Origin of the sequence: Pseudomonas oryzihabitans, from assembly GCF_032027545.1 — a bacterium.
Lineage (GTDB): Bacteria > Pseudomonadota > Gammaproteobacteria > Pseudomonadales > Pseudomonadaceae > Chryseomonas > Chryseomonas oryzihabitans_F.
The window spans coordinates 25,481-48,285 of sequence record NZ_JAVSJB010000024.1; the positions used below are offsets into that span (position 1 = coordinate 25,481).

Sequence of the window (22,805 nt, forward strand, 5' to 3'; positions counted from 1 at the left end):
GGAAGGCGTCGGTTGAATCGGGCGGGTAGATAGTAAGCTAAGCATTGACTGATGTCACTTCGCGATGACGGAAGGAAGGAGCCCGCGACACGTCGTGCCTGCTACCATCGCGAGCCTTTTCCTAATGTTGCCCGCCATGTCCGACGTACTTGCCCTGGTCCAGGCGACCTTCGACGTCACCGCCCCGGTCTTCGCCCTGGTGCTGCTCGGTAGTCTGCTCAAGCGGCTGGGCTGGATCGATACCGCCTTCATCAACACCTCGTCCAATCTGGTGTTTCGCGCCACCATGCCGACGCTGCTGTTTCTCGGCATCGTCAAGGCCGATCTCGGCGACGCCCTGCAGCCGCTGCTGCTGGGCTACTTCGCCCTGGCCACGGTGGCGAGCTTCCTGGCGGCCTGGGGCTGGGCGGTCTGGCGCTGTCCGCAAGCCGACCGCGGGGTCTATGTGCAGGGCGCCTTTCGCGGTAACTGCGGCATCGTCGGCCTGGCGCTGGCGGCCACCCAGTACGGCGACTACGGCCTGTCGGTGGGCGGGATCATGGCCGGCATGGTCATCCTCTTCTACAACGTGCTCTCGACCCTGGTGCTGGCGCTCTACAGCCCGCAACTGGAGGCCAACTGGCGCACCCTGCTGCGCAGCATCCTCGGCAATCCACTGATCATCGGCATCCTCCTGGCGATTCCCTTCGCCTATTGCCAGTGGCAACTGCCCCGCTGGCTGGACACCTCGGCGCGCTATTTCGCCGGGCTCACCCTGCCGCTGGCCTTGATGTGCATCGGCGCCACCCTGTCCCTGGCGTCCCTGCGCGAAAGCAGTCGCCTGGCGGTGGGCGCCAGCCTGTGGAAGATCGTCTGGATTCCGCTGTTCGGCGTGTTGGGTGCCCTGGTGGTGGGCATCCAGGGACCGGCGCTGGGCATTCTCTTTCTCTATCTGGGTTGTCCCACGGCGGCATCGAGTTTCGTCATGGCCCGTGCCGCGGGCAGCAATGCCCAACTGGCGGCGGCCATCGTGGTGGTCAGCACCCTGGGCGGGATGCTGACCACCAACCTGGGTCTGGTACTGCTGAAAGGATTAAGCCTGCTCTAGCGTGACCATCCGGACATCGGCTAGCTGAGAACGTCTATCGGTTGTACCCGGTAAATTGCCAGACTAATGCGTGATAGTGCGCCTGTCATCCTGGCTTCCGTCGCCGCCTTCCGCTGAACGTTTATCGCGATCAAGGTCTGGCCGCGTGGGTATGCCACCCTTATCGTCTGCTACGTGGTACCCATGAAACGTTCTCTCCAGTTCAGCCACAAGATCCTGCTGGCGGCCGCCTTGGTCGTGACCCTGGCCCTGGCCGGCTTCGCCAGCTTCAATGCCTACCTGCAACGCCAGGCCATCACCCAGAGCCTGGAGGCCTCGCTGAGCGAGATCGGCCGGACCACCGCCGGCAACATCGCCTACTGGCTCGATGCGCGCATCAAGCTCATCGACAGCCAGGCGCAGGCGCTGTCCCGCGACAGCAGCCCGGCCAATGTGGTCGGCCTGCTCGAACAGAAGCTCTATACCAGCAACTTCGACTCCACCTACCTGGGCGAGGTCGACGGCACCTTCACCGACCGTCCCCACACGCCCATGGACGCCGGCTACGACGCCCGCCAGCGTGACTGGTACAAGGCCGCGGTAAGTGCCGGTGGCCCCATCCTCACCGAGCCCTATCTCACCGCGCCACCGCAGAACTTCCTCTGCATCACCATCGCCGCGCCGGTCCTGCAGAACGGCAAGCTCATCGGCGTGGTGGCCGGCGACCTGGTGATGGACAGCCTGATGAAGATGATCACCTCGCTGGATGCCGGCGGCCTCGGCGAAGCCTTCTTGGTGGACGCCGACGGTAAGATCCTGGTCAGCAGCCACGCCGATCAAGTGCTGAAATCGCTCAAGGATGTCTTCCCCGAGCACACACCGTCGCTGGCGCCCGGCTTCCATGCGGTCATGCAGAACGGCAGCGACCGCCTGGTGAGCTTCACTCCAGTGAACGGCCTGCCTTCGGTCAAGTGGTACCTGGCGCTGTCGATCGACCAGGCCAAGGCCTATGCCCCGGTGACCCAGGCGCGCAACCTGGCCATCGTCGCCACCCTGGTGGCGGTGCTCGCCATCATCCTGCTGCTGGGGCTACTGATCCGCGTCCTGCTGCGCCCGCTGCATGACCTGACCCGGGCCATGGACGACATCGCCCAGGGCGAGGGCGACCTGACCCGGCGGCTGCCGGTGCAGTCCCGCGATGAATTCGGCGCCCTGGCCGAGGCCTTCAACCTGTTCGTGGCCCGCATCCATGCCTCGATCCGCGACGTGGCCCAGACCACCGGCGAGCTGAATCAGGGCACCCGGCGGGTGCTGGAGGCTTCCCAATCGTCCATGCGGCAGTCGGATGTCCAGGCCCAGCGCACCACCAGCGTGGCCGCCGCGATCAACGAGCTGGGCGCCGCCGCCCAGGAAATCGCCCGCAACGCCGCCCATGCCTCGGGCGAAGCCAGCAGCGCCCGTGCCCAGGGCGAGGAAGGCCGCGAGGTGCTCGACGAAGCCCTGCACGCCATGCAGGCGCTGTCGGCCAAGATCGGCACCAGTTGCGAACATATCGAAGCGCTCAATGGCAAGGCGGCCAACATCGGCCAGATCCTCGAGGTCATCCGCGGCATCTCCGAGCAGACCAACCTGCTGGCGCTCAATGCTGCCATCGAGGCGGCCCGCGCCGGTGAAGCCGGGCGGGGTTTCGCCGTGGTGGCCGATGAGGTCCGTACCCTGGCCAGCCGCACCCAGAGTTCGGCGCAACAGATCCAGCAGATGATCGAAGAACTGCAGAACGGCTCCCGCGACGCGGTGGCGCTGATGCAGGAAAGCCAGCGGCAGAGCGCCCACAGCATGCAGGTGGCGAAGCACGCCGGCGAGCGGCTGGGCAGCGTGACCGAGCGCATCGGCGAGATCGATGGGCAGAACCAGTCGGTGGCCACCGCCACCGAAGAACAGACCTCGGTGGTGGAGACGCTGAACATGGACATCAGCGAGATCAACCTGCTGAACCAGCAGAGCGTGGACAACCTTCAGTCGACCCTGGCGGCCTGTACCGCCCTGGAGGCCGAGGCCGGTCGTCTGCAACGCTTGGTCGGCGGTTTCCGCATCTAGTCGGAGGGCGCGAAAAGGTCGGCAGGCTGCGCTCAAGTAGTCTGCCCCTTGCCCGATAACCACGGCGACAGGCCATGCCTCGAGATCGGCATCGCCGCCTAGTTACGGACAGGGATCTGTATGAAGCGCCACCTGAAGTTCAGTCACAAGATTCTGCTCGCCGCCGCCCTGGTGGTGACCCTGGCGCTGGCCGCCTTCGCCGGCTTCAATGCCTATCTGCAACGCCAGGCCATCGACCAGAGCCTGAAAGCCACCCTGAGCGAAACCGGCAAGGTGACCGCCGGCAACATCGCCTACTGGCTGGATGCCCGGGTCAAACTCATCGAAGGTGAGGCCCAGACCCTGGTGCGGGACCGTTCGCCCGAAGGCCTGGTGGGTCTGCTGGAGCAGAAGGTCTATACCAGCAACTTCGACTCCACCTACCTGGGCGAGGTCGACGGCACCTACACCACCCGGCCGCTGCGCAGCCTGCCGGCGGGCTACGATCCGCGCAAGCGGCCCTGGTACGCGGCGGCCACGGCGGCGGGCACCACGGTGCTGACGCCACCCTATATCTTCGCCTCCTCCGGCCAACTGGGCGTGACCATCGCCACGCCCCTGCTGCGCGACGGCCAACTGGCCGGCGTGGTAGCCGGCGACCTCAACCTCTCGGCCCTGGTGGACATCATCACCTCGCTCAACGTCGGTGGGCTGGGCGAAGCCTTCCTGGTCGACGGTGACGGCAAGGTCTTGGTCAGCAGCCATCCCGAGCAGGTGCTCAAGGCCCTCAAGGACGTCTTCCCGGAACAAACCCCGTCGCTGCAGCCCGGTCTGCAGGCGGTCGCCCAGAATGGCAGCGACCGCCTGGTGAGCTTCACGCCGGTCAACGGCCTGCCTTCGGTCAAGTGGTACCTGGGCCTGTCCATCGACCAGACCAAGGCCTACGCCCCGGTGACCCAGGCGCGCAACCTGGCCATCGTCGCCACGGTGGTGGCGGTGCTCGCCATCATCCTGCTGCTGGGGCTGCTGATCCGCGTCCTGCTGCGTCCGCTGCACGACCTGACCCGGGCCATGGACGACATCGCCCAGGGCGAGGGCGACCTTACCCGCCGGCTGCCGGTGCAGGCCCGCGACGAATTCGGCGCCCTGGCCGAGGCCTTCAACCATTTCGTGGCGCGTATCCACACCTCGATCCGTGACGTGGCCCAGACCACCGGCGAGCTGAACCTGAGCACCCGGCGCGTGTTGGAGTCTTCCCAGTCCTCCATGCAGCAATCCGATATGCAGGCCCAGCGCACCACCAGCGTGGCCGCGGCGATCAACGAACTGGGCGCCGCCGCCCAGGAGATCGCCCGCAACGCTGCCCATGCCTCGGGCGAGGCCAGCGAGGCCCGCACCCAGGGCGAGGAGGGCCGCGAGGTACTGGATGAAGCCCTGCATGCCATGCAGGCGCTATCGAACAAGATCGGCACCAGCTGCGAGCATATCGAGGCGCTCAACGGCAAGACTGCCAACATCGGCCAGATCCTCGAGGTGATCCGCGGTATCTCCGAGCAGACCAACCTGCTGGCGCTCAACGCCGCCATCGAGGCGGCCCGTGCCGGTGAAGCCGGCCGTGGTTTCGCCGTGGTGGCCGACGAGGTGCGCTCCCTGGCCAGTCGCACCCAGAGTTCGGCGCAGCAGATCCAGCAGATGATCGAAGAACTGCAGCACGGCTCCCGCGACGCCGTGGCGCTGATGCAGGAAAGCCAGCGACAGAGCGCCCACAGCATGCAGGTGGCGAAGAGTGCCGGCGAGCGGCTGGGCAGCGTGACCGAGCGCATCGGCGAGATCGACGGCCAGAACCAATCGGTGGCCACGGCGACCGAGGAACAGACCTCGGTGGTGGAGACGCTGAACATGGACATCAGCGAGATCAACCTGCTGAACCAGCAGAGCGTGGACAATCTCCAGGCCACCCTGGCGGCCTGTACCGCCCTGGAGGCCGAGGCCGGGCGGTTGCAGCGGCTGGTGGGTGGTTTCCGGATCTAGCGAGAGCGACCTAGAGCGATGCCCGCTCCACCAGCGGGCACGGCAGTCGGATCAGCCCGCGGGTCGCGCGGGCCTCGATCAGGTGCAATGCGGCCTGGCGGCCCAGTTCGAAGTGCGGCAACTGCACCGTGGTGAGCGGGGGATGAAAGAGTTCGGCCACGCCCACCATGTTGTCGTAGCCGAGCACCGCCACGTCCGCCGGGATACGCCGGCCGCGGGCCAGCAACCATTGATAGGCAACCAGGGCGATGCGGTCGTTGCCGCACACCAGCAGGTCGGGTGGCGGCTGGTCAGCGGCGAAGTGGCGTTCCAGTTCGGCCGGGATTTCCCGATAGGCATCGTCGCGGCTGAGGTCGTATTGCCTGAGGTCCGCCAGGGCCAAGCCCGCCTCGCGGCAGGCCTGCAGCATGCCGGCCTGGCGTAGCGGCCAGGCCGGGCTGTGGCGCGGCAGGTTGAGGCACAGCGGCCGGCGCGGCCCGCGGGCGAGGGCGGCGCGCATGCCGAGGTACTGGCCGGCGCTGTCGTCGGGCACGTAGCAGGGCAGGTCGCTCGCCGCGGTATGGCAGTTGCTCAGCACCAGCGGACGTTCGCCCAGGCCGGCGGGAATCTCCACCTGGCACAGGTGCATGGAACTGAAGACGATGCCGTCGGGACGATGCGCCAGCATCAGCGCCAGATCCTGCGGGCGCGGTCCCTCGTCCAGCAGGTTGACGATGAACAGATTCCAGTCGTGCTCGCGCGCGGTGCGCTCCAGGCCCAGCAGCAGGTCCACGGCGAAGGGGGTGGTGGCGGTGCCCAGGGCGAAGACGCCGATGGTCTTGCCGCTGGAGCGCCCGCCGCGGGTGCGCCGGGCGGCGAGGTCGGGCACGTAGCCGAGGGTCTGGATCGCCGCCTGGATGCGCGCCAGGGTCTCGGCCCCAAGCTTTTCCGGGGTGTTCAGGGCGCGCGACACGGTCATGGCGGAGACCCCCGCCAGCCGGGCCACATCCTTTACCGACGCCATCCGCTACCTCATCGCCTGTTCTCCAGCGCTGGAGTATGCCGCCTTCAGAGCTGCAGGTCGCGCAGCGTCCAGGCCTGCAGCTCGCCGAACCGCGCCTGGCCATCGTGGGCGAACAGCGCCAGCCCCTGGCTATCCGGCCGGGGATAGAGGCGACTGCTGAGGACCCAGGCGCCGTCGTCGACGAATACCTCCAGCGAGGAACGGTCGAGAAACAGCTGCAGCTTCACCCTGGCCTGCCCGGGGGCCAGGGGGATGCTGCGTACCCCGGTGACGCCGCGTCCGGCCTGCTCCCGGTCCAGTACCAGGCGGCCGGCCTGGGCATCCACATAGAGCCGGGTCTGCTCCTGACCCTTGGGATCACAGCGCAGGGCCAGGCCGAAGCGTTCCGCATCGCTGCCGGCCAGGTCCAGTTCCACCTGCAGCTCCAGGCGATCACCCTGCAGGGGCAGTGGGCGGCGTTCGTTACACAGGCGGGTCTCCGCGCTGAGCTGGGCGCCCTGGCGCAGGCCTACCAGCTCCCGGGCCGGCCGTTGGCGCAGGCGGTCGCCGTCCAGGCTCAGCTCCCGCGGCAGCGAGAGCTGGCCGCACCAGCCATGGGCCTGGCTGGGCATGGGGCTCTCCCACATGTCCAGCCAGGCCCACAGCAGGCGGCGGCCATCGGGGGCGGCCAGGGTCTGGGCGGCATAGCAGTCGTGGCCGTGGTCGAGTTCGACGAAGGGGGTACGCGGCTGGAAGCGCCCGCTCGTGTCCAGCCGACCGAGCCGATAGCCGGTCTGGTAGAGGTTGCGTCGACTGTAGCCACTAGGAGCCAGGCCCTGGGGCGAATAGAGGAAGACGTCGGTGTCGTCGAGCCGGAACAGGTCCGGGCACTCCCACATGTAGCCGTCCAGGGCGCGGGTCCCCGCCAGGGCGCAGCCCAGCACGTCCCAGCGGTAGAGATCGGTGGAGCGATAGAGCAGCAACTGGGGGTCGTCGCCGGCGCGGGCGCCCAGGGCCAGCCACCAGGCGCCATCCTGGCGCCAGACCTTGGGATCGCGGAAGTGCTGCAGCGCCGGCGCGGGCGGCTCGATGATCACCCCGTGCTTGCTGAAGGTCAGGCCGTCACTGCTGCTGGCCAGGCACTGCACCTGGTACAGCCCCTGGTCCTCGCGGCCCGGTTCGCCCAGCCAGCGGTGACCGGTGTAGATCAGGTACAGGGTGTCGTCCCAGACCACCGCCGAGCCGGAAAAGCAGCCGTCGCGGTCGGCTTCGGTGTCCGGTGCCAGGGCCACCGGCAGGTGTTCCCAATGGACCAGGTCGGCACTGCGCGCATGGCCCCAGTGCATGGGGCCCCAGGCGGTCGAATAGGGGTGGTGCTGATAGAAGACGTGGTAATGCCCGCGAAAGAACACCAGGCCGTTGGGGTCGTTCATCCAACCCACCGGCGGCGCCAGGTGATAGGCCGGGCGCCAGTCGTCCTGGCGCTGCGGCAGGTGGTGCTGGAGGGCGGCTTGCGCATCGCGCAGGGCGGAACGGGACATGGAGGTTTCTCAGGCAGGGGTCGAGTGTTCGACCGGACGAGTAGGGGACAGCGTGCGTGGATCACCGCGCAGCAGCGACCAGGACAGCAGCAGGCAGACGCCCACCAGGGCGGCCAGCAGCAGGTAGACCGGGGCGAAGCCCAGCCGGTCGTAGCCGTAGCCGACCAGCGGGGCGAGCAGCATGGCGGTGAGTTGCTGGGCGAACTGATAGCCGACGATGTAGAGGGTGGCCGACAGCCGTGGATCGAAATGCAGGTTGAGGTACTTGAAGACCGCCACCAGCAGGATGGGCACCTCCAGGGCATGCAGCATCTTGCAGGCGGCGAGGGCCCAGGCGGTGTCGACCAGCCCCGAGCCGAGGATGTGCACGAACATCACCGTGCCGGCCAGGATCAGGCCCTGCTTGGCGCCCAGGCGGGTCACCAGCCAGGGCGCCAGCAACATGCAGCCGGCTTCCAGCAGCACCTGGCTGGAATTCAGATAGCCGTAGGCGCGGATACCCTCCGCCGGGGTGGCGAAGAAGCTGGCGAAATACACCTGGAATTGCTGTTCGTAGACCATGTACACCCCGGCCACGCCGGTCAGGTATAGGCTCAGTGCCCAGAAGCGCGGCAGTCGCAGCAGCCCCAGCAGCTCGGCGCTGCGCACCGGCGCGCCGACGCTATAGGCACGTGCCTCGGCCTGGTCGAAGAGCCTGAGGTCCAGCCGGCTGAGCAGCAGCAGGAAGACCGCCCCGGCGGCGCTGCTCAGGTAGAAGGTGAGCTGCGGATCGACATTGAAGGCCACGCCCGCCACGGCGGTAGCCGCGGCCCAGCCCAGCGAGCCCCAGGTGCGCACCAGGCCGAATTCGAAGCCACCGCAGCGGGCCAGGCGCTCGGTATAGGACTCGATCACGCCCACCGCGGCGAGCATGGCGAAGCCGAGGAACAGGGCCCCGACCAGGGCCCCGAGCACCAGGTTGCCGGCCAGCAGGGTGGCGTAGACGTGGATGGAGAAGGGCGCTCCCAGGGTCAGCAGCACGCCGATCCACACCAGGATCTTGCGCGACAGCCCGAGGCGGTCCTGCAGCGCTCCATAACAGGGCTGGATGAGCAGGGCGGCCACGGCATTGGCGGCGAAGACGAAGCCGGTCTCGGTGCCATTCAGGCCCACCTCCCGGTGCAGCCAGAGGGAAAACAGCGAATAGCTGGACGACCAGGCGAAGAAGAAGGCGAACAGCAGACCACTGACCAGCCAATAGGCACGGCGGTGCGAGCGAGCCATGGGAAATCCTCATTGTTGTTGTTTTTTGGTAACGTTAACATCAGCGCCTAGATAAAAGCAGTTGTGCCGGGTAAGTCAAGAGTCAGCTTCCTCTTGCGCTGCTTGAAGGCATCAGCGTCACCTCGTACCCCGGCGTCATGCGGGCTGGACGTTCGGCAAAGGCATCCACCGCTCGTCAGATATAGTAAAACCAATTAGTGCAATAAAATGCTCTATCTTGGTGCTTTGCGCGCTTCGCCCGTCCCGCTCTCGCCCAACGGGCGATCTACGGCATAAAGAAAGCCTTTTTCCCCGCCGATGGGCTCTCTATACCGCCAGGTTCGGTGGAGGCCCGATTTCGTCGTTGCGCTTCCCGTCCCCGGCCTCGCTAATCCGCGCTGTGGCAGCCTTGCCACCAGGGGCACCATGTTCATCAGGCTGTGCAAATCCACTCGCGTACGCTGGAGCCTCGGCGTCTTTCTCTGTGGCGTCCTGCTGACCAGCCTGGCCATGCGCCATCTGGCCATGCGCAATGACCAGCAGTTGCACAGCGCCCTGGACAGCGCGGCCGAGGACGTGCGCGACCAGGTGTTGGACCGCCTGCGCATCTACGAATACAGCCTGATCGGCATGCGTGACCTGGTGGTGGTCGCCGGTGGCAACCTATCGCGCCAATTGCTCGGCAACTACGGTCGTGTCCATGACCTGGGCCAGGAGTTTCGCGGCGCACGAGGCGTCGGCTTCATCCGCCGGGTGCCCCAGGCCGACGAAGCGCGGTTTCTGCGGGAAGCCAGCGCCGATGGCTGGCCCAATTTCACCATTCGTACCTTCGCGCCCCATGACGGCGATCGTTATATCGTCCAGTACCTGGAACCGGTCGCGCGTAACCTCAAGGCCATTGGCATGGACGCGGCGTCCGATCCCATCCGCCGCGAGGCCGCCGTGCTGTCCATGCGGCACGCCGATATCCATCTGACTGGTCCGCTGCAACTGCAGGCCTCTACGCCGCCCGAGCCCGGCTTTCTGATGATGCTGCCGATCTATGACGAGGGGCTGCCTCCGGTCGATCCGAGCGCACGGGAGGCCGCTACCCTGGGATGGTCCTATGTGCCCCTGAGCATCGGGGAAATGTTCGGCAGTCTGCGGCTGAACATTCCTGGGCTGATCATCCGCCTGAGCGACGTGACCGTGCCCGATGCCCCGCGTCTCTTCTATCGGCAAGGCGAAGACGAGGAGGGCGCTCAGGAGCTGTCCGAGCGCCGGCTGATGCAGGACGTCTATGGCCGGCAATGGCAGCTGGCATTCACTGCCACCCCGACCTTCGTCGCGGCGCAGAACCTGGTCTCGGTGCCCTTGGTGCATCTGTTCGGCAAGCTGTTCAGCCTGCTGGCCGCCGGCCTGACCTTCGCCTTGCTGACCACTCGCCAGCGGCGCCGCCAGTACCAGCAGGACCAGGCCAACCTCACCGCGGTGGTGGAGAGCTCTTCCGACGGCATCATCAGCAAGGATCTCAAGGGCGTGGTGTTGAGCTGGAACCACGCAGCGGAACAGCTGTTCGGCTATTCCGCCAGCGAAGCCGTGGGGCGGCGCCTGCTCGATCTGGTGGTGCCCACCGAACTCGAACACGAGGAGTGGTCGGTGCTCGAACGCATCGGCCGCGGCGAGCCGGTACCGCACTTCGAGACCCGGCGCCAGCATCGCGACGGCCGCCTCATCGAGGTGCTGGTCAGCGTCTCGCCCATGCGCGGCCGTGACGGCCGGATAATCGGCGCCTCCAAGACGGTACGCGACATCTCGCTGCAGAAGGCCGCCCAGGCCGAGATCCTGGCGCTCAATGCCCGGCTGGAAGAGCAGGTGGCCCAGCGTACTGCCGAACTCAGCCAGACCAACCGGCTGCTCGGCGACGTGCTGCGCGCGGCTTCCGAGGTGGGCATCATCGCCACCGACCGCGACGGTCGCATCACCCTGTTCAACGAAGGCGCCGAGCGCCTGCTGGGCTATCGCGCCGCCGAGGTGGTGGGTAGCTGGTACGCGAGCGATTTCCACCTGCCCGAGGAACTGGCGGCCCAGGGGCAGGCGCTGAGCGCCCAGTTCGGCCAGCCGGTCAACGGCTTCCGGGTCCTGGTGGAGCGCTCGGAGCGAGCCGGCGCCGAGGCCCGGGAATGGACCTATGTGCGCCGCGACGGCGAGCACCGCGACGTCAGCCTGGTGGTGACCACCATGCGCGACGGCGCCGGCCAGGTCAGCGGCTACCTCGGCATCGCCTCGGACGTCACCGAGCGCAAGGCCGCCGAGCACGAGCTGGAGGCGAGTCTGGCCCTGACCCGGGCGATCCTCGACACCGCCGTCAATCCGGTGTTGACCGTGGACGAGGAAGGCCGGGTACGCTCCTTCAACCCGGCGGGCGAACGGGTGTTCGGCTGCGTGGCCCAGACGGTGATCGGTCAGGACATCCGCCGCCTGATCCCGTCCTACCTGAGCGGCTACGAAGCGCTGTTCACCGAGGATGGCAGCGGTGAGGCGCGGCCGGTCGATTCCCTCGGTCACGAAACCCTGGCCCGCCGTGGCGATGGCAGCGAGTTTCCCATCACCCTGAGTCTCGGCATCACCTGGGTGGACGGCCAGCGCCTGGCGGTGGCCATCATCGCCGACATCACCGAGCAGTGTCGCCAGCGCGAGGCACTGCTGCAGACCCGCGATCAGCTGACCATGGCCGCCGAGGTGGCCGAGCTGGGCATCTGGTGCTGGCGGCCCGAGACCAACGAGGTGCAGTGCAACGAGCGCATGGCCGACCTCTACGAATGGACCCCGGAGCAGGTCCAGCGCGGCCTGGTGTACGAAGACTGGCGCCGCTGCGTGCATCCCGATGACCTCGCCGAGGCCGAGGCCCGGTTGCTGGCCACCATGGCCGGCCAGGCGGTGTTCGATCCGGTGTTCCGTATCCTGCGTCAGGATGGCTCCATCCGGCACATCCAGGCCGGCGCCCATACCGAGCGCGATGGACGCGGTCGCGTCCTGCGCCTGGTCGGCACCAATCGTGACATCACCGAACAGCTGGCGCTGGAGCATCGCTTGCGCGAGGAGCGCACCCGCGCCGACCTGGCCAGCCAGGCCAAGTCGTCCTTCCTGGCCAACATGAGCCACGAGATCCGCACGCCGATGAACGCCGTGCTGGGCATGCTGCAACTGCTGCAGCGCACCGCGCTCGACGCCCGCCAGGGCGACTACCTGACCAAGGCCCAGCAGGCGGCGCGCTCGCTGCTGGGGCTGCTCAACGATGTGCTCGACTATTCCAAGATCGAAGCCGGCAAGCTGCAGCTGGACGTCCATCCCTTCAGCCTCGAGCAGGTGCTGCGCAACCTGGGGGTGGTGCTCTCCGGCAACAGCGGCGAGAAGAACGTCGAGATCAACTACCACCTCGATGCCGGACTGCCCACCGCCCTGATCGGCGACAGCCTGCGCTTGCAGCAAATCCTCATCAACCTGGCCGGTAACGCCCTCAAGTTCACCGAAGCGGGGCAGGTGCTGGTCAGCGTGCGCCAACTGTCCCGGGCGGACGGTCAGTTGCGTCTGGAGTTCTCCGTGCAGGACACCGGCATCGGCATCAGTCCGGCCCATCAGGAGCAGCTGTTCCAGGGCTTCACCCAGGCCGAGGCCTCGATCAGCCGGCGCTTTGGCGGCACCGGGTTGGGCCTGGCCATCTGCAAGCGCCTGGTGGAGCTGATGGACGGCCAGTTGCAGGTGGAAAGCGAGCTGGGGGTGGGCAGCCGCTTCTGGTTCGATGCCGCCCTGGCGGTGGACAGCCAGGGCGAGGCCCAGCTGGCGCCGGTACGCCGGCGGGTACTGCTGGCCGACGACAACACCCTGGTCGGCGAGGTGCTGGTGGAAACCCTGGCCGCCCTCGGCTGGCAGGTGGACCTGGTCACCAGTGGTGCCGCCGCCCTGGCGCGGGTCGCCCAGGCCCAGCAACAGGAGCAGCCCTATGAAGCGGTGCTCATGGACTGGCGCATGCCCGACGGTGATGGCCTGCTGGCGGCCCGGCAACTTCGCGAGCGGCAGGCCGACGACCGACCCAAGGTCATCATGCTCACCGGCTTCGGCCGCGACTTCCTGTCCGAAACCCAGCAGAGCGCCGATGCGCCCTTCGACGACTACCTGACCAAGCCGGTGACCCCGGCGCAGATCGTCGAGGTGGTGGAGCGTGCCCTGGGCGCCGAGATCCCGGCCGGTGTGCACGCTGCCGCGGTGGTCGACGAAAGCCACCGGCTGGCCGGCCTGCGCCTGCTGGTGGTGGAAGACAATGCCCTCAACCGCCAGGTGGCCGCCGAGCTGCTGCTGGCCCAGGGCGCCCAGGTGGAACTGGCGGAAGGCGGCCTGGAAGGGGTCGAACGGGTACTTTCCGGCGCCCCGCTGGACGTGGTCATCATGGACATGCAGATGCCCGACATCGATGGCCTGGAAGCCACCCGCCGTATCCGCGCCGACGGACGCTTCCGCAGCCTGCCGATCCTGGCGATGACCGCCAACGCCTCTCATAGCGACCGCGACGCCTGTCTGGCGGCCGGTATGGACGACCATGTCGGCAAGCCCATCGACCTGGAACTGCTGGTCGCCCGCCTGCAGCGCCTGACCGGCCATGAGGTCAGCGCCGCGCCCCTTGCCGCGCCGGTCGGCGAGGATCGCCAGGTGGAACCCTTGAGCCTCGTCCTGCGTCGCTTCGGTGGCGATGCCCGGCTGTTCGGCTCGCTGCTGGAGCGCTTCGCCGAGGATTCCGTCAGCCTGCTGGATCACCTCGCCCAGGCCTGGCATGCCGCCGACAGCGACGCAGCGGTGGCCGTACTACACTCCCTCAAGGGCAGCGCCGGCACCATGGGTGCGCAGCGCCTGGCCGCGCGCGCCGCCGAGGGCGAACGCGCCGGTAAGGCCGGGGCGGGTGTCCCGCTGGAGGTGGCGATGGAGCTGACGACCCTGCGACAGCTGCTCGACGAAGCCCTCGTCGAATTGCGCAGCGCCCTGGCCGAGGTGCTGCCGCCTGCCGTGCCTACCCCGGCCGAAGCGGAAATCCCAACCGACAAAGACACCCTGGTCGACTGGCCCGCACGGCTGGATGAACTCGAACAGTTGCTCAGCCAGGGCAATCTCGAAGCCCTGGAGCTGATCGCCAGGCTGCCCGTGCATTGCCGTGCCGAAGCCCAGGTGCGCTACGACCTCTTCCGCGCCCAGATCGAGACCCTCGACTTCGCCGCGGCGCTCACCATCCTGCCTGATCTGAAGGAAGCCCTATGACTCCGCCGACCGCCGAGGCCGCAGGGCGGCGCAGCAAAGCCAAGCTGCTGATCGTCGACGACCAACCGCTGAACATCCGCATCCTCCACGAACTCTTTCGCCAGGATTGCGAGACCCTGATGGCCACCAGTGGCGCCCAGGCCCTGCAACTGGCCCTGGCCCAGCAGCCGGATCTGATCCTGCTCGACGTGATGATGCCCCAGCTCGACGGCCACGAGGTCCTGCGCCGGCTGCAGGCCGATCCGGCCACCGCGGCCATCCCGGTGATCTTCGTCACCGGCCAGGAAGGCCCGGACGAGGAGGTGACCGGCCTGGAACTGGGCGCGGTGGACTTCATCAGCAAGCCGATCAATCCGGTCATCGTGCGCGCCCGGGTACGTACCCAGCTGACCCTCAAGGCGCAGCGCGACGCCCTGCGCAGCATCGCCCTGGTCGACGGCCTCACCGGTGTCGCCAATCGCCGCCAGTTCGACGAGGCACTGCTGCGCGGCTGGCGGCAGAGCCAGCGCGAAGGCACGCCTTTTTCGCTGATCCTCATGGATATCGATCACTTCAAGGCCTACAACGACCACTACGGTCACCTGGCCGGCGACCAGTGTCTGCGCCAGGTCGCCCAGGCGCTGGGGCAGGGGCTGTTCCGTCCCTATGACCTGCTGGCGCGCTACGGCGGCGAGGAATTCGGTTGCCTGCTGCCGGGTACCGATCTGGAAGGCGCCACCCAGGTCGCCGAGCGGCTGCTGCAGCAGGTGCACGACCAGCGCCTGACCCACGGCTACTCCTCGGCGACCGGCTACGTCACCCTGAGCCTGGGCGTGGCCACCGCGCTGCCGCCGACCACCGTCGATCCGGCCGCCCTGATCACCGCCGCCGATGCCCAGCTCTATGCGGCCAAGCACCAGGGCCGCGCCCGGGTCTGCGCTGCCGAACTGGCTGGCTGAGTCGAGCGGTCGAAAGCGCCCGGTCGGGTAACGCCGGGTAACAGAGGCTTGGGCTTTCTTCGCTGTCCAGGCTGGGCGGCGAGGCGGCAGACTGTCAGACTGCGGGCAGGGATTCTGCCGCCGGTAATCTATGTACGCCTTCACGCAACGCCAGGCCATCTTGGCCAGCTGGATCATCGTCTTCACCGCCCTCTACCTGGTTCTCCCGCTCAAGCTGCTGCCCAGCCTGCTAGCCGGGCTGCTGGTCTACGAACTGGTCAATACCCTGGCCGGGCGCCTGCAGCGCCATCTGCCCGGGGGCGGCGCGCGCTGGCTCGCCGTCGCCCTGCTCGGCGCCCTGGTGGTGAGCCTGCTGACGCTGTTCTTCGTCTGGTTCACCAGCTTCATCATCCAGGAGGTGCAGAACCCCGGACGGCTGCTGGACAAGTTCATGGTGCTCACCGAGCGCGCCCGCGGCCAGCTGCCGCCTTCGCTGGACGCCTACCTGCCGGCCAACGCCGACGGCATGAAGCAGGAACTGGTGGAATGGGTACGCGCCCACGTGGCGCAACTGCAACTGTTCGGTCGCGATGCGGCACGCACCTTCGTCATCGTGCTCATCGGCATGATCCTCGGCGCCATCGTCGCCCTGCAGCCCACTCCCGATCCCGGGCGCCTGCGGCCGCTGTCCGGCGCGCTGCTGGTGCGCCTCGGCCTGGTGGCCCAGGCCTTTCGCAACATCGTCTTCGCCCAGATCAAGATCTCACTGCTCAACACCACCCTGACCGGCATCTTCCTGCTCGGGGTGCTGCCGCTGTTCGACGTCCACCTGCCGCTGGCCAAGACCCTGGTGATCCTTACCTTCATCCTCGGCCTGCTGCCGGTGATCGGCAACCTGATGTCCAACACCCTGATCTTCATCGCCGGCCTGTCGCTGTCGATCTGGGTCGCGGTGGCGGCCCTGGGCTACCTGATCGCCATCCACAAGCTGGAATACTTCCTCAACGCGCGCATCGTTGGCGGCCAGATCAGCGCCCGCTCCTGGGAACTGCTGGTAGCCATGCTGGTGTTCGAGGCGGCCTTCGGCCTGCCCGGCCTGGTGGCGGCGCCGGTCTACTACGCCTATCTCAAGAGCGAGTTGAAGGCGGAGGGGCTGGTCTAGCCATGACGGTCGTCTACCGCCAGGCCAGTCTCGCCGACCTGGAGGTACTGACCGGCTTCAATGCCGGGCTGCAGCGTGATCAGGGCAGTCCGCAGCCCCTCGCCGAGGCGGCGCTGCGCCAGCGTATGGCGGACTGGCTGAGGCGCGCCGAGTACCAGGCCATCCTGGCCGAGTGGGACGGCCAGCCGCTGGGCTACGGACTCTACCGCCTGGAAGACCAGGTGATTTTCCTGCGCCATCTCTATGTGGCACCCGAAGCGCGCCGCCAGGGGCTGGGGCGTGCCTTCTATCACCACCTGCGTGATGAACGCTGGCCTGCCGACTGGCCGGTGCAGCTCAACGTCCTGGCCGTCAACGAGCGCGGCCAGGCGTGCTGGGCGGCGCTGGGTTTCGAGACCTATAGCCTGACCTTGCGTCAGGCCAGGTAGCGGTCGGCGGCTGCCTGGGCCGGCAGGCCGGTATAGCCTGTCTACCTCGAGCGCGAGCTTTGGACGGAGGGAGTATGACGCGGCGCCAGATTCGGGTTTTAGCCTTGTGCATCCTGCGCCAGGATGATCGCATCCTCGTCAATGAGGCGCAGGATCCGCATGATGGCCGGCGTTTCTGCCGGCCCCTGGGGGGTGGGGTGGAATTTGGCGAGCGAGGTCTAGCGGCCGTTCGCCGGGAAATCCACGAAGAGTTGGGTGCCGAGCTGACCAAGGTACAGTTGCTGGGCACCCTGGAGTCGTTGTTCACCTACGCCGGGCGACCGGGGCACGAGCTGGTGCTGGTCTACTCGGCCAGCTTCGCCGATCAGCGGCTCTACGGCCAAGCAGAGCTAGCGGGTCAAGAGAGCGATGGTCAGGCTTTCGTGGCGTCCTGGCGCTCGCTCGACTCCTTCGATGAGCACTGCCGGCTGGTGCCCGAGGGTTTGCTGGAGCTCGTCAGGTCTGCCTAGGGCATTTGCCGACTGTCCCGACGATCCAGATTTCCCCACATCCGCTGCCAGAAGCCCCCGGCCCTTTCATTGATGGTTCGCCACTCCTGTTCCAGGCGGTCGCGCTCGGGCGTGCCGAAGTCGTCCGGGCAGGCCAGGTAGCGGTCGGCGGCAGCCTGGGCTTCGGCCTGCAGGCGGCGCCATTCGCGTACGTCGTCGAGCCAGCAGCGGCCGGTGAGGGTCTCGTAGTATTGCTGCGGGGTAGGAAGGTCGGTCATGACGCGGGCTCCTGCGTGGTCAAAGGCTAGACCGCCGCTGCCGCCCAGGGTGCCGCGCCCATGAAAAAGCCGCGTCAAGGACGCGGCTTGGGTCTCGCTCAGGCGCTGGTCACTGGCGGGCCAGTACCGTGTTGCGACCGGCCTTGGGCGCGCCCGGCAGGGGACTCAGCGCGCCGGTTTCCAGCCAGCGGCGGACGCGGGTGGCGTCGGCCATGTGGGTGAACTTGCCGAAGGCGTCCATCACCACGAAGGCCACCGGCCGGCCGGCCATCACGGTACGCATCACCAGGCAGTGACCGGCCTTGTCGGTGTAGCCGGTCTTGGTCAGCTGCACGCTCCAGTCGGCGTTGTAGACCAGGTGGTTGGTGTTGCGAAAGCCCAGCACATAGTTGGGATTGTGGAAGGCCTGGGTCTTTTCCGGGGTGGTGCTGAGCTGGCCGAGCAGCGGATAGTGCTCGGTGGCCTTGAGCAGCGTCACCAGGTCGCGGGCGGTGGAGACGTTGAGCGGCGACAACCCGGTGGGCTCGGCGTAGCGGGTATTCTTCATGCCCAGGGCGCGGGCCTTGGCGTTCATCGCGGCGACGAAGGCCTTCTGGCCACCTGGATAGTGGTGGGCGAGGCTGGTGGCGGCGCGGTTTTCCGATGACATCAGCGCCAGTTGCAACATGTCGCGACGGCTCAGCTGGCTACCCAGGCGTACCCGCGAGAAGATGCCGCGCATGGCGGGGTTCTCGCTGATGTCGATATCGATGGTCTGCTCCAGCGGCAGCTTGGCATCGAGTACCACCATGGCGGTCATCAGCTTGGTCACCGAGGCGATGGGGGCGACCTGGTCGGGATTCTGGGCGAACAATACCTGGTTGGTCTTGAGGTCCACGACCAGGGCGTGGTTGGAGGCCAGGCGCTGCGCGGTAGCGGCGGCCGCGGCCTTGACCTTCGGCGGGGTCTGGGCAAGGACGGCCGGACTCAGCCCGACCAAGCCAGCCAGCAACAGGCCGGCAAACTGATGACAGATCTTCACGGTGGCAGCTCTCGAAAAGGGGGGCGGGGTCAGAACAACCGCGAACGGCAATGCGCCTTGCAGATCAAGGACATTGCGCAAAGATTTCACGTCTTTTATCACCCGGATTGTCGGCTGGGAATCCGACAGGTCAGCTTTTTACACAGCGCGCTGGGAAAAAGTCACAATTAGTTGCAGATGGGCGACGGGCGGCAGGGATGGCGGAGCGAATGGGCGCCCGGACGGAGCCGGGCGCCTTGCCTTTCAGTCGTGGGCTTCCTGGGCGGCGGGGCCGAGCATGCTACCGGTGACCAGGTAGCGCTCGTGCCAGGCCAGGGCCTCGGGCAACAGGTGCGGGGTATGCTTGCCGTGGCTGCCGGCCAGGGCACGTTCGAAGTAATCCTCCAGCGCCGGGCGGAAGCTCGGGTGCACGCAGTGCTCGAGGATGGCGCGGGCGCGCTGCTTGGGGCTGAGCATGCGCAGGTCGGCCAGGCCCTGGTCGGTGACGATCACCGAGACATCGTGCTCGGTGTGGTCGACGTGGCTGACCATGGGCACCAGGGTCGAGATCAGCCCGTTCTTGGCCGTGCTCGGCGCCATGAACACCGACAGATAGGCGTTGCGGGCGAAGTCGCCGGAGCCGCCGATGCCGTTCATCATCCCGGTGCCCATCTGGTGGGTGGAGTTGACGTTGCCATAGAGGTCGGCTTCGAGCATCCCGTTCAGGGCAATGCAGCCCAGGCGACGCACCAGTTCCGGATGGTTGCTCACTCCCTGCTGGCGCAGGATGATGCGCTGGCGTAGGGATTCGGCATGCTCGAGGAAGCGCTCGATGCCCACCGGACTCAGGGAGAAGGAGGTCGCCGAGGCCAGCTCCATCTTGCCGCTGATGAGCAATTCCAGCATGCCGTCCTGGATCACCTCGGTGAAGGCGGTCAGGCCTTCGAATTCACTCTCGGCCAGGCCCTGCATGAAGGCGTTGGCGATATTGCCCACGCCCGACTGGATCGGCAGCAGGTTGGCCGGGATGCGGCCCTGGCGTACCTCGAAGCGGAGGAAGTCCAACAGGTGCGCGGCGATGGCCTGGGAGGCGGCGTCCGGGGCCTTGAACGGACTGTTGCGGTCGGGGGCATCGGTCTCCACCACGGCCACCACCTTGTCCAGCGGTACCTCCAGGTAGGGCGAGCCGATGCGGTCGCCGGGATGCGCCAGCGGGATGGGCGTGCGGTGGGGTGGCAGGGCGCCGTCGGTGTAGATGTCGTGCATGCCGTCCAGGGCAGCGGGTTGCCAGCGATTGACCTCGAGGATCACCGCATCGGCCATGTCCAGCCAGGTCTTGTTGTTGCCCACCGAGGAGGAAGGTACCAGGAGGCCGTCTTCACGAATCGCGGCGATCTCCACCACCGCCACGTCGATCTTGCCGAAGAAGCCGTAACGCACCTTTTCCGCCAGTTGGCCGAGGTGGATGTCCATGTACTCCAGGCCGCCGGCATTGATGCGGCTGCGCAACTCCGGATCGGACTGGAAGGGCACCCGCAACTCGATGCCATCGACCCGCGCCAGGGCGCCGTCCAGCTCCGGCGCGGTGGAGGCGCCGGTCAGCACCTTGATGCGAAAGGGCTCGCCGGCGCCGTGGCTGGTGGTGATGCGCTGGGCCAGGGCGCCGGGCACGGCCTTGGGATAGCCGGCCCCGGTGAAACCACTCATGCCCACGGTCATGCCGTGGCGGATGAACCGAGCGGCCTGCTCGGCGCTCTGGCGTTTGGCAGCGAAGCCGGGGTGGCGAATACGGTGGGACATGACGACCTCTGCGGGTGTTATCGAAAGCACACTAAGAATGTGGATTCTACGCCGAAGGGATGCTTAGGTCCCTAAGCAAAAGGTCGGGTGGGAGGGAAATTTTAGGGAGGGGCGTAGGTTGGGTTGAACGATAGCGAAGCCCAACGGTGCGGCGTTGACAGTGGTACCTTTCTATCGGTGCCCAGACTATCTATCGAGCTTTGCTGAGAGTTCTTGTTTCGCCTGGCCGGCGACTCACTTTTCTTTGCTTGTGCAAAGAAAAGTAAGCAAAAGAAAGCACACCCCAACAGTTCGGCCCTCCGCTGCGCTCCGGGTCCCCTCGCTCCGGCGCCGTGGCAGGGGCACGGCACGAAGGGGCTTCCTGCCCCTCGCGCCTCGCTCGGCGTCCTGCCTCGCAACCCCCGCCACGACACCGGAACTCGGCCTCACTGATGGGGACGGGACGTCAGCTTGAGGATTCGGAGTTCGGTCGTAGCGTGGAAAACCGCGCAGCGTTTTCCACTGGAAGGTACCGGCACTATCAGTGGACAAAGCTGCGCCGTTGTCCACGCTACGAGCTGTTAGTGGCTCTTCAACCAAAACTTTCAGGCTGGCGAAACCGCCCCGTTCAGGAGGGCGAGCCCCAGTGTCGTGGAGTGGGTCGAGCCGCATGGATGCGGCGAGAGGCCTAACGGGCGATGGACGGCCCGTGTAGGCCGACCCCGGAGCGGCGCTGGGGTGAGTGGACCCGGCGCTTCGCGCCGGGCCGGATGACCGGGGCAAGCGTTTTTGCTTACTTTTTTCGCGACTGAAAAAAGTGAGTCGCCCGAGGGGGCGAAACAAAAAGCGTCAAGGCACTCGATAGCCAGCTAAGGCGGCTCCTATTCGTTGGGCTTCGCTATCGCTCAACCCAACCTCCGCTGCTTCGCCCGAGCCACCAAGACACGGGCCTCAGCCCACCCCCCTCACGCCACCACCATCATCCACGGCACCCCGATCCCCAGTAGCACCAACAGGAACAGCGCCCCGAAGATCGTCCCCAACCGCCAGTAGTCGGCGCTGGGCAGGTAGCCACTGCCGTAGTACACCGGACTCGGCCCGGTGCCGTAGGGCGTGATGATGCCCATCAGCCCCAGCGAGGTGCCCAGCAGCAGGGCGAACACCGGCAGGTCGATGCCGGGGATGCCCATGCCGGCGGCCAGCATCACCGGCAGCAACGCCGTGGTGTGGGCGGTGGTACTGGCGAACAGGTAATGGGCGAGATAGAAGACCACCACCAGTACCACCATGGCGGTACCGGCGTGGAAGCCACCCAGGTGGCCGGCGACCCACTGGCCGAACCAGCTGACGAAGCCGACCCGGGTCAGGCCATCGGCCAGGGCGACCAGGGTGGCGAACCAGGCGAAGGTGTTCCAGGCGGCCTTGTTGCCCAGGGCGTCGTCCCAGGTGATGACCTTCAGCAGCAGCATCAGCACGATCACCAGGACGCCCACCAGCGCCGGATCGGCCCAGGCGGCGCCGAAGATCCACAGCGCCAGGGCGCCGATCACCAGGGCCAGCAGCAGCTTCTCGTTGCGCGTCAGCGGACCGAGGGCGGCTAGTTCCTTGGCCGCCCACAGCGGGACCTGGTCGTTGCGCTTGATCTCCGGCGGATACAGCCAATAGGCCAGCAGCGGCAGCAGGGCCAGCAGGAGGATGCCCATGGGGGCGGCGGCGATGAACCACTGGCCCCAGCTGATGTGCAACTGGGCGGTCTTCTCGATCAGGGCCGTGGCCAGCAGGTTGGGTGCCAGGGCGGTGAGAAAGAGGGTGCTGGTCACGCAGGTGGAGGAGATCGCCACCCACATCAGGTAGGAGCCGATGCGCCGGGCGCTGGGGTCGTTGGGTTTGGAATCGTAGAGCAGCGGCAGGTTGCGGATCACCGGGTAGACGGTGCCGCCGCTGCGCGCGGTGTTGGACGGGGTGAAGGGCGCCAGGGCCAGGTCCGCCAGCATCACCGCGTAGCCCAGGGTGAGGGTGCGCCGGCCCATGGCCTTGACCAGCAGCAGGGCGATGCGCCGGCCGAGACCGGTCTTCTCGTAGCCCAGGGCGAACATGAAGGCGCTGAAGATTAGCCAGACGGTGTTGTTGGCGAAGCCGGCCAGGCCCCAGCGCAACGCCTCCTGGGGCGGGCGGAAACCCGGCGTGGCCAGTTGCTCCGGGCTGAACAGCACCCAGGGCGCCAGCAGGGCGGCGAGGGCCACGCCAATCAGGCCGATCACCGCGCCGGGCAGGGGTTCGAAGATGAGGCCGACCACCACCCCGGCGAACAGGGCGAAGTATAGCCAGGCGTGCGGGGCCAGGCCGTCCGGTGCGGGCAGCAGGGCCAGGAGGCCGGCGACGGCCAGGGGCAGCAGGAATTTCCAGGTGGTACGCATCGGGCTCTCGCAGCTTGCGGTGGTCTCGGGATGGCTGCTGGAGCCAGGCGCGGCCGACAGCTGGCGTGCCCTTTCTCTGCAAGCGAAGAGCCGCCCGTCTAGCCGGATCGCG

The 22,805-nt window shown here is 67.2% G+C and carries 15 protein-coding genes and 2 pseudogenes; 10 read left to right on the forward strand and 7 right to left on the reverse strand.

Annotated elements, in window-relative coordinates; genetic code table 11:
* Positions 1-136 precede the first annotated feature (136 nt).
* The 5 genes and pseudogenes from RND78_RS24625 to RND78_RS28520 all read left to right on the forward strand — a co-directional run bounded on the left by RND78_RS24625 (position 137) and on the right by RND78_RS28520 (position 5,173).
* Positions 137-1,087: an AEC family transporter gene (locus tag RND78_RS24625; RefSeq protein WP_312732615.1), complete on the forward strand. Its 951-nt coding sequence runs from the start codon at positions 137-139 to the stop codon at positions 1,085-1,087.
* A 183-nt stretch (positions 1,088-1,270) separates the two neighbouring features.
* Positions 1,271-2,305 (forward strand): annotated as a pseudogene (locus tag RND78_RS28505) (cache domain-containing protein); the annotation flags it as partial.
* Positions 2,306-2,398: 93 nt separating this feature from the next.
* The gene (locus tag RND78_RS28510; protein WP_409457123.1) at positions 2,399-3,163 is read left to right on the forward strand and encodes a methyl-accepting chemotaxis protein; all 765 of its coding nucleotides are present in this window, start codon (positions 2,399-2,401) and stop codon (positions 3,161-3,163) included.
* A 120-nt stretch (positions 3,164-3,283) separates the two neighbouring features.
* A pseudogene (locus RND78_RS28515) lies at positions 3,284-4,315 on the forward strand (cache domain-containing protein); the annotation flags it as partial.
* A gap of 108 nt (positions 4,316-4,423) precedes the next feature.
* The gene (locus RND78_RS28520; RefSeq protein WP_409457124.1) at positions 4,424-5,173 is read left to right on the forward strand and encodes a methyl-accepting chemotaxis protein; all 750 of its coding nucleotides are present in this window, start codon (positions 4,424-4,426) and stop codon (positions 5,171-5,173) included.
* A 10-nt stretch (positions 5,174-5,183) separates the two neighbouring features.
* On the opposite strand, the gene RND78_RS24640 is transcribed toward RND78_RS28520, so the two are convergent.
* Genes RND78_RS24640 through RND78_RS24650 form a run of 3 tightly spaced genes read right to left on the reverse strand, consistent with a single transcriptional unit; the run spans position 5,184 to position 8,959 of the window.
* Positions 5,184-6,176 carry a LacI family DNA-binding transcriptional regulator gene (locus RND78_RS24640; RefSeq protein ID WP_312732618.1) on the reverse strand — a complete coding sequence of 331 codons (993 nt, stop codon included), beginning with the start codon at positions 6,174-6,176 and terminating at the stop codon, positions 5,184-5,186.
* A gap of 44 nt (positions 6,177-6,220) precedes the next feature.
* Positions 6,221-7,696, reverse strand: a complete 1,476-nt coding sequence (locus tag RND78_RS24645) for a glycoside hydrolase family 32 protein (protein ID WP_312732619.1) — start codon at positions 7,694-7,696, stop codon at positions 6,221-6,223.
* 9 nt (positions 7,697-7,705) lie between these two features.
* On the reverse strand, positions 7,706-8,959 hold the full coding sequence (locus RND78_RS24650) for an oligosaccharide MFS transporter (protein WP_312732620.1): 1,254 nt from the start codon (positions 8,957-8,959) through the stop codon (positions 7,706-7,708).
* Between the two features lie 405 nt (positions 8,960-9,364).
* Between RND78_RS24650 and RND78_RS24655 the strand changes: the two genes are divergently transcribed.
* The 5 genes from RND78_RS24655 (at position 9,365) to RND78_RS24675 (ending at position 17,240) form a co-directional block, all read left to right on the forward strand.
* Entirely contained in the window at positions 9,365-14,224 is a 4,860-nt protein-coding gene (locus RND78_RS24655) for a PAS domain S-box protein (protein WP_312732621.1), read from the forward strand.
* On the forward strand, positions 14,221-15,162 hold the full coding sequence (locus RND78_RS24660) for a diguanylate cyclase domain-containing protein (protein WP_312732622.1): 942 nt from the start codon (positions 14,221-14,223) through the stop codon (positions 15,160-15,162). The genes RND78_RS24655 and RND78_RS24660 overlap by 4 nt, the downstream gene beginning before the upstream one ends.
* A gap of 130 nt (positions 15,163-15,292) precedes the next feature.
* On the forward strand, positions 15,293-16,303 hold the full coding sequence (locus RND78_RS24665) for a hypothetical protein (protein WP_312732623.1): 1,011 nt from the start codon (positions 15,293-15,295) through the stop codon (positions 16,301-16,303).
* A gap of 2 nt (positions 16,304-16,305) precedes the next feature.
* Positions 16,306-16,731: a GNAT family N-acetyltransferase gene (locus tag RND78_RS24670; protein WP_312732624.1), complete on the forward strand. Its 426-nt coding sequence runs from the start codon at positions 16,306-16,308 to the stop codon at positions 16,729-16,731.
* A 74-nt stretch (positions 16,732-16,805) separates the two neighbouring features.
* Positions 16,806-17,240: an NUDIX hydrolase gene (locus RND78_RS24675; RefSeq protein ID WP_312732625.1), complete on the forward strand. Its 435-nt coding sequence runs from the start codon at positions 16,806-16,808 to the stop codon at positions 17,238-17,240.
* Here the strand turns inward: RND78_RS24675 and RND78_RS24680 are convergent.
* The 4 genes from RND78_RS24680 to RND78_RS24695 form a co-directional block, all read right to left on the reverse strand.
* Positions 17,237-17,497 (reverse strand): hypothetical protein, encoded by a 261-nt coding sequence (locus tag RND78_RS24680; RefSeq protein WP_312732626.1) that lies wholly within the window; start codon positions 17,495-17,497, stop codon positions 17,237-17,239. The genes RND78_RS24675 and RND78_RS24680 overlap by 4 nt on opposite strands.
* 109 nt (positions 17,498-17,606) lie before the next feature.
* Positions 17,607-18,518 (reverse strand): D-alanyl-D-alanine endopeptidase, encoded by a 912-nt coding sequence (gene pbpG / locus RND78_RS24685; RefSeq protein WP_312732627.1) that lies wholly within the window; start codon positions 18,516-18,518, stop codon positions 17,607-17,609.
* A 243-nt stretch (positions 18,519-18,761) separates the two neighbouring features.
* On the reverse strand, positions 18,762-20,297 hold the full coding sequence (locus RND78_RS24690; protein WP_312732628.1) for an acetyl-CoA hydrolase/transferase family protein: 1,536 nt from the start codon (positions 20,295-20,297) through the stop codon (positions 18,762-18,764).
* 944 nt (positions 20,298-21,241) lie between these two features.
* Positions 21,242-22,693, reverse strand: a complete 1,452-nt coding sequence (locus RND78_RS24695) for an anion permease (RefSeq protein WP_312732629.1) — start codon at positions 22,691-22,693, stop codon at positions 21,242-21,244.
* Positions 22,694-22,805: the final 112 nt, after the last annotated feature.